Genomic DNA, 13,907 nt, shown 5'->3' with positions numbered 1-13,907 from the left:
TATGCCTCTATTTCGTTCATCATTAGTAATGTTATTATTACTTACACTAATAACTGGGCTAGCCTATCCTCTTTTAGTAACAGGATTAGCTAACTTAATATTCCCATGGCAAGCGAAAGGTTCTCTTATTTATCAAGATAACACGCTCATTGGTTCTGAATTAATTGGCCAACAATTTAATCGAGCCGATTATTTTAAAAGTCGGCCTTCGATGACGACAGAAATGCCTTATAACAGTATGGCTTCAGGTGCTAGCCAATTGGCGACTTCTAATCCATTGTTACTAAATGAAGTTGTAAAACGAGTTCAAACATGGCAAAAAAATGTTGGTAATCATCATATAGTACCTGTGGATTTGGTCACTGCATCAGGAAGTGGGCTTGATCCTCATATTTCATTACAAGCAGCCTATTACCAAGTTGAAAATATTGCACAGTTACGCCAGCTTCCAAAAAATGAAATAGAACAATTAATAAAAAATAACACGATATCTCCATTAATGTCATTTATGGGAGAGCCTGTGGTGAATGTATTTATGCTGAATCAAGCACTTGATAAATTAAGTGCTGAAATACAACAGAAAGCGAGTATTCAATAGAATGGAACATGATCAACAATGGCAACGCCCTTCTCCTGATGATTTACTCGCTTCAACGCGAATAACAACTCGAGGGCGTTTAAAAATATTTTTTGGTGCTTGTGCTGGCGTAGGGAAAACCTACGCCATGTTGCAAGAAGCTCAACGTCTCCACCAGCAAGGTATCGACATTCTTGTGGGCGTGGTTGAAACACATCAACGCCAAGAAACGGCGGCATTATTAAGTGGATTGCCAGTATTGCCACCACAACGTATTCATTATCACGGTAGAAAATTAACAGCATTTGATTTAGATGCTGCTTTAGCAAGGCACCCTGCGGTGATCTTAATGGATGAATTGGCATTTAGTAATCCCCATAAATGCCGACATCCTAAACGCTGGCAAGATATTGAAGAGCTATTGGATGCGGGTATTGATGTTCTTGCCACGATAAATGTACAACATATTGAAAGTCTTAATGATATTGTCGGTAGTATTACAGGTGTTCGAGTTCAAGAAACAATTCCAGATTATATTTTTGATAGTGCTGATGAAGTAGTTATGGTGGATTTGCCACCTGACGATTTACAACAGCGATTACACGAAGGCAAAGTGTATATTGCAGGACAAGCCGAGCGTGCAATAGAACACTTTTTTCGTAAAGGTAATTTAATTGCCTTGCGTGAATTAGCTTTACGTCGTATGGCCGATCGTGTTGATACACAAGTTAAAGAGTTCCGCGATAGTCAAGGAACAGCCCCAGTTTGGCACACAACAGATAGCTTGATGGTTTGCCTTGGTGCTCATGGTGGCAACGATAAATTAGTTCGTACAGCAGCGCGTTATGCTGCTGCTTTTGGTTGCCAATGGCATGCTATTTATGTTGAAACACCTAAACTTCACCAAATTGGAGAACATAAACGCCGAGCAATTTTACATTCATTAAAGCTGGCGAAACATCTTGGTGCTAGAACTGCGATCCTCTCCGACAATTATGCAGAAAAAGCAGTGATCCGTTATGCCAGAGAGCATAATTTAGGAAAAGTGATTATTGGACAGCGCACTTATCAAAAGTGGCAGTGGCTAAAACGTTGGATACGTATGCGTTTTGCTGAAAAACTAGCGCGATATGCACCTGATCTCCATGTTATCAGTGTTGCTCTGAATGATGAGGAGTTTCGTTATAAAACCAAAGTACCGCAACTGCAAAATGATAAATGGCGACAAAATATAAAAGGTTATCTCACAGCCATTGGATTATGTTTAGCAATAACCTTATTTTCTCGTACATTCCTATTAGCACTTGATAAGGCCAATTTAGTCACACTCTATTTATTGGGGGTTGTATTAATCGCTCTCTTTTTTGGCCGTCGCCCTTCCATTTTTGCCGCATTAATTAATGTTATTAGCTTTGATCTATTTTTTGTACAGCCTCACTTTTCTCTCGCTGTCTTAGATATGCAGTATTTAATTACATTTACTGTAATGCTTATTGTTGGGCTAGTAGTAGGGAATTTAACCGCAGGCATGCGTTATCAAACACGGGTTGCACGTTATCGAGAGCAACGTACTCGCCATTTATTTGAGATGACCCGAGAACTTAGTCGAGCGGTAAATTTACAAGAGATTGCTCAAACAAGTTATCATTTTCTATCAAGTGCATTTGATGCCAAAGTTTGTTTGCTTATCCCCAATAAACAAGAGAAGTTAACTCCTTTTCATGCTCAAGGAATGGGACATTTACCTCTTGATAATGCAATTGCACGTTGGTGTTATGACAAAGACCAAATTGCAGGCGCGGGCACTGATACGCTTCCAAGTGTGCCTTATCAATTACACCCTATTAGTGCATCTCAACAAGTTTTGGCTATTTTAGCCATTGAACCCAATAATCTTCGCCAATTACTTATTCCTGAACAACAACAATTATTACAAACGTTTAATGGTCTGATTGCCAATGCGCTTGAGCGATTACAACAGGCAGAAATGGCCGAACAATCACGAATTAATATAGAACGAGAACAATTACGCAATGCACTCTTAGCGGCTCTTTCTCATGATTTAAAAACCCCTCTTACTGTGCTTTTTGGTCAATCTGAGATATTACTTCTGAATTTAAGTGCCGAAGGTTCTTCACATACTGAGCAAGTGAACCAAATTCGACAACAAATTCTCACAACTTCACGTTTAGTCAATAACTTACTGGATATGGCACGGATACAATCAGGTGGTATTCAAGTGAATTTACAATGGAATTCGTTGCAAGAAATTACAGGAAGTGCTATTCGGTCACTCTCTTATTTACTTGATAAACATCCATTACAAATTGATATTCCGGCTGATTTACTGCTTTATTGTGATGGTAATTTAATTGAACGGGTTATCACGAACCTACTTGAAAATGCGGTTAAGTACACGGCATCAAACACCAAGTTAGGCATAAAAGCCTACACAGAAGAAACAAAAATTCATGTTGAAATTTGGGATGAAGGTCATGGTATCCCTTGTGATCAGCTACAGCATATTTTCAATAAATTTTCACGCGCAGTAAAAGAGTCGGCTATTCCTGGTGTAGGATTAGGTTTAGCGATTTGCAATGCGATTATTCGCTTGCATGAAGGTGAAATTTGGGCTGAAAACAATAAAAAAGGTGGAGCAAGTTTCCACTTTGTTTTACCTTTAAAATCACTCCCTGATATTGATGAGATTGAAATAAAACAGTGACTCCATATAACATTTTAATTATTGAAGATGAAAAAGAGATCTTACGATTTGTTCGGCTAGCATTAGAGAACGAAGGTTTTCGTGTTTATGAGGCCTCTGAATGTCAACGAGGGTTAATTGAAGCCGCATCAAGAAAACCCGATTTGGTTATTCTTGATCTCGGCTTACCTGATAAAGATGGACTCTGTTTTATTCAAGATTATCGCCAATGGAGTAGTACTCCTGTAATCGTCCTTTCTGCAAGAGATGGTGAACAAGATAAAGTAAACGCACTTGATGCGGGAGCTGATGATTATCTAACGAAACCTTTTGGTATTAGTGAACTACTTGCCAGAGTAAGGGCTTCACTACGTCGTTTTGTAAAGCAAGAAACTGAAAACACACAATTTACCTTTGGTGATATTACTATTGATTGGGTTAATCGCATTGTCACTCGCCAAAATGAACAGGTTCATTTAACACCAACAGAATTTCGCTTACTAAGTGAATTGGTTAATAACAGTGGTAAAGTGCTTACTCAACGGCATTTAATGCAACATGTTTGGGGGCCTAATTTTGTCGAACATAGCCATTATTTACGTATTTATATGGGGCATCTGCGCCAAAAATTAGAAGTCGATCCCACATGTCCTGTACACTTAATAACAGAAACCGGGATCGGTTATCGATTTATGCCTTAACTGTGGCTATTTGAGGATAGGCAAAGTTAATCTATTAATTAATCAGTTTTCTTGTTTATATAAAATATACATACCTAATCCTCGTAAGATCTCACCTGGCCAAAAACCATAAAACATACCATTATCGCTTTCTTTTCTGACTGCTGGGGACCACCGATAAATTACTTTATAACTGTTCGACTCTGAGCAATCAGGTAGTAGTTTTAATTCTGATGAGAGATCTGAGCTATTAAGGCTTCGAAAGCTTGAATGAATTATGTCACCCCACACCCAACATCGACCGTTTACTCCCTTGGGATTTTAAAAGCTAGGTGGGATTCATCGAACGGATACAAACATTTTGACGGAAATGTGATGTTTTTTGCAATAGTCGATATTGTAGCCATTAAAGAATTGTCGCCGCCGGATCAGCTCTCGCCACTACTTATGGCAGGAGATTCAAAAAAGGTAATTGAATCTCCTGACCATCAAGTAAATGTTAATCTAAAATTTCAACGATAGCCGCACCCACCTTGGTATCATCCGAGTTAGTTACATTAACTCTGTAGTAGTAAAATGATCGTTGGGGGGCTTGAACGATAATCGTGTCATAGGGTTCAACCCAATATGTGGTATCGGGATAAAAAACATGTGATGGCGGTGCCCAGTAATTCACAACTTCTAATTTCGTTTCACCATTATTAGTAACAATTACACTTTTAGTAACTGTTGGAATGATAGGCTCAGCATCGTCCCATACTGTAACAGTTTCCAAGGGTTGAATAACATAATTAGTAGTCGACATAACACACCTCCTTAACTGTTTTTATATAGACTGCTGACATATTGCATCGCAAGTTCATTATTATATATTGCTGAAATCGCTATCCCACACATTTGATGGCCAGATGATTGTATATATCCTGCAACATCAGAGACCACATACATGGAGTTAATTGAAAATGGGCTGACTAAAGTGACTTCTTGCACAGGGTCATCATCAGGATGCTGACCTGCTACCATTGTATTATTAAGATTAGTAGTGAACTCAATTTGTGAAACAAAAGATTCTGCTCTCACGGACACCTGATTAATGAACTCACCACCATCAACATTAATACTCATGGTGTTTTGTCCAACATTGAATGAGTAATTGTTATTTGGCGTCATACCCATTTCATATTGTTCATCAGACCCACTACAGGTAAACATTAACCCAGTAGTTCGATGTGACACTGACAGGTCTGTATAAACATCGATAAAATTAATATAGCCATCTGGATAAGATGTTGGCTCTTGATATAAAGATCCTAGGATGTTTGTAGAAGGCATCATTGAGTTTTCAGCGACTTCAGCAAATGCCATAGGCACTGAGTAATTTTGCCCATCTAGGCTTATAAGCTTAAAGAAAGATCCCGCAGCCATGACTGGAACGTAGTAATTTTCCAGCGGTGCAGGAGCATTATAGTCTTCATAATCCCCTGACCATAGTTCATTAAATAAAGACACACTTGTTCCATAATATAACTTCACACTAAAGTAGGTCTGTATGTTGTTAAGATAAGTACTGCCTATTGCCGAATTTATTGGAGATAAATAACTCTTGGAGTTCTGAATATCAGATTGAAGCAATGACTTTAATTGATTAACTTGATCCTGACTTAATCCTAATTCATTAGAGTATTTAATCCCTTCAAGATATAAGGCAATTTTTAAATTTACAGCGGCGACAAAAAGTGGAGCAAATGCGTATTTGAAATTAGTCCCTTCTATTTTGAAGTTTTCTTCAATTCCAACGAGATCTACAACCACTGTCATCAGTTCAGGGCCAGCGGTATCATACTGGGCATTAATTAACTGGTCATTGATAAATGATACTTTATCCTGAAGCTCGCTTACTGCGGCCACAAGGCGATCCCAGTCGTCCTCTTGAATATCTTCATTAATAAGGCTTTGCACTTCCTGTTTAATCGTGCTCCATATATCTTCCTTATCTGTTGGCCATAAAAGGCCAAAAATGGTGCTTAGTACACCTCCGACCACTGGGATCTGACTGATACCATAATGTATTATCGCTCCGATATCAGATAAACCATCATTAAGCTTAAGTGTAGATGACATATTTAGCCTCTTAAATTATAGCAATGATAAAAAACAGAATGAGTGACTTAATGTGTTTCTCTCGATTAGTTTCCGCCCTTGCCAGAAACTAATAAATTAAAAACCAATAAGAAAATCTTATATTTTATAGTACAGATGTATATAACTTTTCAAAGGGAAATGTAATAAATCTAACGCAAGGCAAGGTTTCGCAAGTTATTTCTATTATCTTCTTATGTTTCAGTGACTTTTCCTAAAAATAGTCTATGCTTTGTTCAGACAGTCTCTTAGCATTAAGGTGTCATCACCATTAAGTTATGATTCTAAGCATGTATATCCGACTGTATGTCTATTATTTGGTAAAACACCATCAGGATTAAAAACAAAATGCTGTTTACCTCTATCTATTGTTAAACCAATATTATTATCTAAAGAATGTTGATGCCAAAATAACAAATTATAATTTATCTCTAATTGGTTTAATATCCATTATATCCATGCCAATTTTTTATTCTTTATTAATTTTCCTTTCTATTGTTACTTTTTTTAATATCTTCATTACTCTCATAAAATTAGCCTTATTAAAAATAAATTTAGCTCAATCAATAAAAATATATAAACTATGTTATTCAAGTGATGAATAAAACCCTTCATTAATGAATTTTATTTAACGCCTTACCTTAAATAGATTATTTACCTTCGTGAATATTATTTATTGAAACCTTATCATTAATTAAAAACACCAACATTAGATATATTGAATCAATAAAAAACCTATTCCTTCTATATTTAATAATAGAAGAGAATAGGTTAATTTATCGATTAATATTTAAAATTTATTAGGCCATAGCTGAAATTGTTTTTCTAAAACGTAATAAGGCTAATGAGAAAAATACAGAACCAATAATAATTAAGACAATAAATTGAGGCCATACAATAGAGAAATCAGCACCACGATATAAAATGGCCTGAGCTAAACTCACGAAGTGTGTCGTTGGCATTGTTTGCATTACATCTTGTACAAACTGAGGCATACTTTCTCGTGACGTCATACCGCCAGATAGCATATTTAATGGTAGTAAAACCATAATCATCAATAAACCAAATTGTGGCATTGAACGCGCCATTGTACCTAAGAAAATACCAATAGAAGTTGTCGCAAATAAGCTTAAAGCAACACCACACATAAACAGTAAAACCGAGCCTTCAATAGGTACATTAAGCAAGGTTTTTACCACTAAAACTAATGACATTACCGATGCCAATAGTACAACCAACCCCATTGACCATATCTTAGAAAGCATGATTTCAAAGGGAGTTACAGGCATAACCAGTAAATGTTCAATGGTTCCGTGCTCTCGCTCTCTTATTAATGCGGCTCCTGTTAATACTATCGATAACATAGTGATATTGTTGATAATTGCCATCACGGAACCAAACCAAGATTGTGTTAAGTTAGGGTTAAAGCTCATTCTTACTTCTAAATCAACAGGTAATGGGTCGTTGGTTCTGTTTTTGGCTAAAAAGGTTTTCGCCTCTCCCATTACAATGTTTTGTATATAACTATTACCTAAAAAAGCTTGGCTCATTCGTGTTGCATCGATATTAACTTGTATTTCCGGTTTACGACCCGCTAAAAGATCACGCTGAAAATTAGGTGGGATATCTAATGCAAACGTATAAGCGCCTCTATCTAACAAACCATCTATTTGCTCAGGAGTGATATCTGCAGGTGGCAAAAAATAAGGCATATAAAAACTATTTACAATACGTGCAGATAATTGTGATTTATCCTGATCAGCAACCGCAATCGGTGCATGGTGCAATGAACCCGGAGTTACCGTTGCTGATGAGTAAATCGATACGGTAAAAGCAAACACAATTAATGCCAGCATTGCCTTATCTCGTGAGAGGCTTCGTAGCTCTTTTATACCTAAGTTAAATACATTTTGCATTGTGTGCCACATTTAAGCCTCCTGCTTTTTCAAGAAAAAGACACTTAGCCCAATTACAATAGGGATGGTAATAAGCAAAGGAATAAAAGACCAAGGTAAATCAAAAAGATTTAATCCTTTTGAAAAAGTCCCTCTTGCAATAGTTAAGAAATGAGAAGTAGGATAAATATGCCCTATCCATTTACCAATGCCCTCTAGTGATGAAACAGGGTCAATCATTCCTGAAAATTGTGTTGCTGGGATTAAGGTAATAATTGAAGTACCAAAAATAGCGGCAATCTGACTTTTCATAAAGCAAGAAATTAATAACCCCATTCCTGTTGCGATCGTAATATAGAGCAATGCCCCTAAAGAGAGCGTAAGCATACTGCCTTTAAAACTGACACCAAATACAAAGACCGAAAGCGCACAGAGCATAAAAAAGTTAAACATTCCCAATAAAATATAAGGAAATTGTTTACCTAATAAAAATTCAGCCTTGGTAACAGGTGTAACATAAAGGTTAATAATAGAACCCAGCTCCTTTTCACGTACCACACTCAATGCACTTAACATCGCAGGGATCATCATTAATAAAAGTGGGATAACAGCAGGCACAATAGCAGGTAAACTTTTTACATCAGGATTATAACGATAACGTGTTTCGATATTAATCGGTGATAATTTATCAACTACATTTGTTGGTTGACGCATTGCCATATCAAGCATCCATGTTAAGTGCATCGCCTGAATATAACCACGTACTGTTTCAGCTCGATTTGGCATAGCTCCATCTATCCAAACTCCTATTTTTACAGTATTTCCCTTAGCAACATCACGGGCAAAGTTAGGCGGAATTTCAATTGCAACTGTGATATCTCCACTACGTAGCCGACGTTCAAGTTGGTCATAATCAGTGATTGGTGCTTTTTCAATAAAATAACGAGAGCCTGATAGATTTTGGCTATATGCTTGACTTAAACCCGTTTGGTCTCTATCCATAATACCAAAGCGTAAGTTTTCAACGTCCATGCTAATTCCATATCCCATAATAAACATGAGAATAACAGTTCCTAATAACGCCAATGTTAGACGCACAGGATCACGGCGCAACTCCATGCCTTCACGAATACTATAGCTAAATAAACGTCGCAGACTAAATCTTTGCTTTAAGGCTTTTTCTGCACTTTCATCGCTAGATGCGGGAAGTTGTAGTGTTTTTTCATTAAGTTCAGAGTTTTCTTGTTCACCTGATGCCTTCTTAAGATAATCAATAAAGACTTCTTCAAGGGTATCAAATTGACTATTTTTGACTAAATTACTTGGGGTATCAGTGACTAAAACTTTACCCGCATGCATAAGTGACATTCGATCACAGCGTGCGGCTTCATTCATAAAATGGGTTGAAATAAAAATAGTGACACCGTCACGTCTTGATAAGTCAACCATCAAGTTCCAGAACATATCTCGTGCAATTGGGTCAACACCTGAAGTTGGTTCATCCAGTATCAGCATTTCGGGTTTATGAATAACTGCAACTGCAAGGGATAAACGTTGGCGAATACCTAATGGCAAACCATCAGGAAGGACATCTTCAACATCGGTTAAATTAAAACGTTCACTCATCGCCTTGACTCGCTGAGGAATTTCTTCTTCAGGAATATGGAAAAGTTTGGCATGTAATTCTAGATTTTGTCGTACTGTTAATTCACTATAAAGTGAAAAAGCTTGCGACATATATCCCACCCGACGACGAGTTTCGATATCTTTAGGATCAACTTCTTGACCAAATAACCAAGCTCGCCCTTCACTGGCTTCTAATAATCCCGTCAGCATTTTCATTGTGGTTGATTTACCACAGCCATTTGATCCCAAGAAACCAAAAATTTCACCTTTAGGAATGCGAAAGCTCACATGATCAACCGCAACAAATTGACCAAAACGCATGGTTAGATCTTTAGCTTCAATGGCAATCACGTCATCGTCACTTTTATCTCTAGGAGGAATAATAACTTTTTGATGATTCTTTTTCTTTTCTTCAGGTAACAACTCGATAAAAGCGGCTTCTAATTCATTCGTCTGAGTTTGTACTTTTAACTCATTGGCATGACCCGTTGCTAAAACTTTACCGGCATCCATAGCAACCAGCCAATCAAAACGCTCGGCTTCTTCCATGTAAGCAGTCGCAACTAACACGCTCATGTTTGTTTGACGTTTACGAATACGATTAATTAAATCCCAAAATTGAGCACGTGATAAAGGGTCAACCCCTGTTGTCGGTTCATCTAGAATAAGTAATTCAGGATCATGAATTAATGCACAACATAAACCCAATTTCTGTTTCATCCCACCAGAAAGTTTGCCTGCAGGTCTGTCACGAAACGGCGCTAACCCGGTGCTTTCAAGTAAGTCGTTTATACGTTCTGCTCGTTCTTGTTTTGATTGACCAAACAGACGGCCAAAAAAATCAACGTTTTCAAAAACAGAAAGTGTGTGATAAAGATTTTTACCTAATCCTTGTGGCATATAAGCAATACGAGGACAAACAGCCCTTCGATGTTCAACATCGGTCATATCACCATTTAAAACAATCACTTGCCCTGTTTGAATTTCTCTTGCTCCTGAAATAAGAGAAATTAAACTCGATTTACCTACACCGTCAGGGCCTATTAGGCCGACCATTTTTCCTGCTGGAATAGTCAATGTCACATCATCAAGTGCTTTGGTATCACCATAATGTTGGGATACATGAGTCAATTCAATGATATGAGAATGACTTTGCGTTCTCATTGTTTGACTCATTGTGGTAATTTCACCTCTAAATCAGTTGGCCAAGATTGATTGTTATCTAATCGAATATAAGCACGACCAGGCAATCCAGTTTTTACATATTCAAGATGTTTTTCGAGTAACTCAGGTGAAATTCTTGCTCTTACACGAAACATCAATTTCAGCCTTTCATTATCTGTTTCAACCGTTTTAGGCGTAAATTGGGCAACACTAGCGACATAAGTCGTTTTTGCAGGAATAACAATATGAGGGGCTGCATCTAAAATAATATGAACGTCACTGCCTAAAGCAGCTTGACCTGCCGCTTCAGTTGGTAAAAAGAAGGTCATATAAACATCACTTAGATCAACCATATTTAACACACGACCACCAGCGCCTAAAACTTCGCCTGGCTCAGCAACTCGATATTGAACACGACCATTACGAGGGGCTTTTAAAATACTGTCATCTAATTCAGCCATGATGCGTCTTTCTGTTGCTGTTGCGGCATCTACTTTTGTATTTGCTTGAATAATACCCGCTTTTGCAGATTCAATAGCAGCTATGGTTGCCGTTTCTTGCGCTTTGGCAGCTTCAACGGCCGCTCTTGCTCCTTCAGTTCTGGCGATATCATCATCTAATTGTTGAATAGAAATAGCATTAGTTTTTACTAGTGCACGAGAACGATTGAGTCTTTTTTGTGCTGCATCCAGTTCGGCAATACGTTGACGAACCACTGCTTGGGCAGCAAGTTGTTCACTATTACGTTGTGATAATGCAGATTGAGCAGTAACAACACTACTTTTTGCTTGATTTAATTGTGCTTGAACTTCATGCAGTTGTTCTTTAAGTGTACGAGTATCCATCTTGGCTAAAACTTCACCCGCTTTAACAAAATCACCTTCTTGAACTAAAATAGAGTCTATTCTTCCTGGACTTTTTGTTGATATATCAATTTCGGTTGCTTCTATTCTCCCATTACTTTGAGCAAATCCAGAAGGAAGTGCCGGTGCTTGAGATTTCCACCAAAAAACACCAGCAACAATTATCGCGACAAGAATAATACCATAAACAAAAAAACGACTATTTTTTTGATTTTTCATATAAATTATTTAACCTTCCTTTAGCCATAAAATAATACCCAAAATGTGTTTATCTGCTGTATGTCAGAAAATAGTTAAATAGTTAAAACTGATTAATTTTTTATTTTATCTATATTTAAAAATAGTTCATTTGTATTAATAAAGCTAACTTATGCCTAATAAAAAAATAAAATATTAAAAGCTAACCTTATGAATTATAAATATTATGTCATTAATAATAGAGCCTTAACTCAAATTAATGTAGTGCATTTATCACAGAATCCATTATCCCTTTTTGATTATTCGAAGAAGCACACAAATTGTATATAAAAACACCCTTTTATTGCATTAAAATACAAACGAAATAATAACAATTAGTTATCAACCACCTATCAATATTAAAATGACATTTGTATTTTTATTTTCTTTTATAAAATAACTAATTATTAGTTAACTACAATGTGATCCCATATGACAACAGGTTGAATTTATTATATAAAATTAATTGAGGCCTATTTTTAGATACCTAGAAGTAATCTATTGAAAATATCATTGTTAATTTTAAATGTAATTTATTATCACTTACTTAATATATTTCTTTTGATATAAAAATAAGCTTTAAAAGCATAACCCATTGAATAACTTATGAAATAAATCACAAGGTAAAATCACTCTATGACAGAGATCGATAAATCAACAATAAATTCAAGTGTTCAGACCACTCATGTCCTAAACTTTTTATATAGTGATTATTGCAGTTAGTTATTACAGCCAAATTTCGTAATTAATTAAAATTTAGAAACAAATCGATAAGAAAACATATGAAAATATCAAATTAATTTTAATCTAAAATAAGAAGGGTTATATGAATAATATTAAGTATAAACTCACCACAATGACACTTTGCACTCTATTTGCTACCTCTGTTTTTGCTAATACTCAATCCCCAATTCGCCTTGTTATTCATGGTGGTGCAGGCACAATTACTAAAGACACGATCACCCCTGAACAAGAAAAAGAATATAAAGAAAAACTGACTGAAGCATTAAATGCGGGATATGCTGTTTTGAATAGCGGAGGCACTAGTATAGAAGCAGTTCAAAAATCGATTAACGTAATGGAAGATTCTCCTCTCTTTAATGCAGGAAAAGGCGCCGTTTTTACCCATGACGGACGCAATGAACTAGATGCTTCTATTATGGATGGGAAAACACGCAATGCCGGTGCTGTTGCTGGTGTCACTACAGTTAAAAATCCTATAAATGCTGCTATTGCGGTAATGGAAAAAAGCCCTCATGTTTTAATGGTGTCAAATGGTGCAGATCTTTTTGCTAAAGAACAAGGGCTGACCATTGTAGACCCTTCTTATTTCCGTACCGAACATCGCTGGCAACAACTTCAAAAAGCGATAGAAAAAGAACAAGTCGTTTTAGATCATGATGGAAAAACAGCTGCACTTTTTATTGATCCGATGATGTACGATTATAAATATGGCACAGTAGGTGCTGTTGCACTGGATCAACATGGTAATTTAGCAGCGGGAACTTCAACTGGGGGAATGACTAATAAACGCTATGGCCGAGTTGGCGACTCCCCTATTATTGGTGCAGGAAACTATGCCGATAATGAAACAGTTGCTGTATCCGCAACAGGTTCTGGTGAAATGTTTATCCGTACATTAACCGCCTTTAATATTGCAGCCCAAGTTAAATATCAAAATCTACCTTTAGAGAAAGCGGCACAAAATGCACTTGATGAAGTTAAAGCTATTAATGGAAGTGGTGGTGTTATCGTATTAGATAAATCTGGCAACTATACGATGAGTTTTAATTCTGAAGGTATGTACCGTGGCACTATCGGTAATGATGGAAAACCTGTTGTTGCTATTTATAAAGAGTAAATTTAAATAGTCATTTTTCTATTTCGTACCCAATTTCCCTCTTATTTTTAAACCGAAAAAATGAAGATCTTGGGTACGAAATCTTAGCCAATCTCCTATTACTCGTCTTATTTCCTACATTTTTTCTGAAAGAGATTTATTCTTAATTTTAGCGCCAACTC

The 13,907-nt window shown here is 36.6% G+C and carries 9 protein-coding genes; 4 read left to right on the top strand and 5 right to left on the bottom strand.

Features of this window, described 5'->3' with window-relative positions; all coding sequences use genetic code 11:
* The first annotated feature begins 1 nt into the window (after position 1).
* Genes kdpC through kdpE form a run of 3 tightly spaced genes read left to right on the top strand, consistent with a single transcriptional unit; the run spans position 2 to position 3,982 of the window.
* Positions 2-598, top strand: coding sequence for a potassium-transporting ATPase subunit KdpC (gene kdpC / locus ABN217_RS02920; protein ID WP_340896570.1), 597 nt, complete (start codon positions 2-4; stop codon positions 596-598).
* Between the two features lies 1 nt (position 599).
* Positions 600-3,302, top strand: coding sequence for a two-component system sensor histidine kinase KdpD (gene kdpD, locus ABN217_RS02915; protein WP_349459035.1), 2,703 nt, complete (start codon positions 600-602; stop codon positions 3,300-3,302).
* Positions 3,299-3,982, top strand: a complete 684-nt coding sequence (gene kdpE, locus ABN217_RS02910; protein ID WP_349438995.1) for a two-component system response regulator KdpE — start codon at positions 3,299-3,301, stop codon at positions 3,980-3,982. The genes kdpD and kdpE overlap by 4 nt, the downstream gene beginning before the upstream one ends.
* Positions 3,983-4,460: 478 nt before the next feature.
* On the opposite strand, the gene ABN217_RS02905 is transcribed toward kdpE, so the two are convergent.
* The 5 genes from ABN217_RS02905 to ABN217_RS02885 all read right to left on the bottom strand — a co-directional run bounded on the left by ABN217_RS02905 (position 4,461) and on the right by ABN217_RS02885 (position 11,867).
* On the bottom strand, positions 4,461-4,766 hold the full coding sequence (locus ABN217_RS02905; RefSeq protein ID WP_072068145.1) for a hypothetical protein: 306 nt from the start codon (positions 4,764-4,766) through the stop codon (positions 4,461-4,463).
* A gap of 11 nt (positions 4,767-4,777) precedes the next feature.
* Positions 4,778-6,082 (bottom strand): insecticidal delta-endotoxin domain-containing protein, encoded by a 1,305-nt coding sequence (locus ABN217_RS02900; RefSeq protein ID WP_349459034.1) that lies wholly within the window; start codon positions 6,080-6,082, stop codon positions 4,778-4,780.
* Between the two features lie 818 nt (positions 6,083-6,900).
* On the bottom strand, positions 6,901-8,028 hold the full coding sequence (locus tag ABN217_RS02895; protein ID WP_196552983.1) for an ABC transporter permease: 1,128 nt from the start codon (positions 8,026-8,028) through the stop codon (positions 6,901-6,903).
* Entirely contained in the window at positions 8,029-10,797 is a 2,769-nt protein-coding gene (gene rbbA / locus ABN217_RS02890) for a ribosome-associated ATPase/putative transporter RbbA (protein WP_349438997.1), read from the bottom strand.
* The gene (locus tag ABN217_RS02885; protein ID WP_340896575.1) at positions 10,794-11,867 is read right to left on the bottom strand and encodes an HlyD family secretion protein; all 1,074 of its coding nucleotides are present in this window, start codon (positions 11,865-11,867) and stop codon (positions 10,794-10,796) included. Before ABN217_RS02885 ends, rbbA begins: the two co-directional genes overlap by 4 nt.
* A gap of 844 nt (positions 11,868-12,711) precedes the next feature.
* Here ABN217_RS02885 and ABN217_RS02880 point away from each other — a divergent pair.
* Positions 12,712-13,746: an isoaspartyl peptidase/L-asparaginase family protein gene (locus tag ABN217_RS02880; RefSeq protein WP_197269168.1), complete on the top strand. Its 1,035-nt coding sequence runs from the start codon at positions 12,712-12,714 to the stop codon at positions 13,744-13,746.
* Positions 13,747-13,907: the final 161 nt, after the last annotated feature.

It is taken from the genome of Proteus sp. fly-1067, assembly GCF_040139345.1.
Classification (GTDB): Bacteria; Pseudomonadota; Gammaproteobacteria; order Enterobacterales; family Enterobacteriaceae; genus Proteus; species Proteus vulgaris_B.
This window is presented reverse-complemented; position numbering and strand designations above follow the sequence as displayed.

Coding starts and splice junctions, on each gene's coding strand:
- kdpC (WP_340896570.1), top strand. CDS start 2: ATGCCTCTATTTCGTTCATCATTAGTAATGTTATTATTACTTACACTA.
- kdpD (WP_349459035.1), top strand. CDS start 600: ATGGAACATGATCAACAATGGCAACGCCCTTCTCCTGATGATTTACTC.
- ABN217_RS02905 (WP_072068145.1), bottom strand. CDS start 4,766: ATGTCGACTACTAATTATGTTATTCAACCCTTGGAAACTGTTACAGTA.
- ABN217_RS02900 (WP_349459034.1), bottom strand. CDS start 6,082: ATGTCATCTACACTTAAGCTTAATGATGGTTTATCTGATATCGGAGCG.
- ABN217_RS02895 (WP_196552983.1), bottom strand. CDS start 8,028: ATGTGGCACACAATGCAAAATGTATTTAACTTAGGTATAAAAGAGCTA.
- rbbA (WP_349438997.1), bottom strand. CDS start 10,797: ATGAGTCAAACAATGAGAACGCAAAGTCATTCTCATATCATTGAATTG.
- ABN217_RS02885 (WP_340896575.1), bottom strand. CDS start 11,867: ATGAAAAATCAAAAAAATAGTCGTTTTTTTGTTTATGGTATTATTCTT.
- ABN217_RS02880 (WP_197269168.1), top strand. CDS start 12,712: ATGAATAATATTAAGTATAAACTCACCACAATGACACTTTGCACTCTA.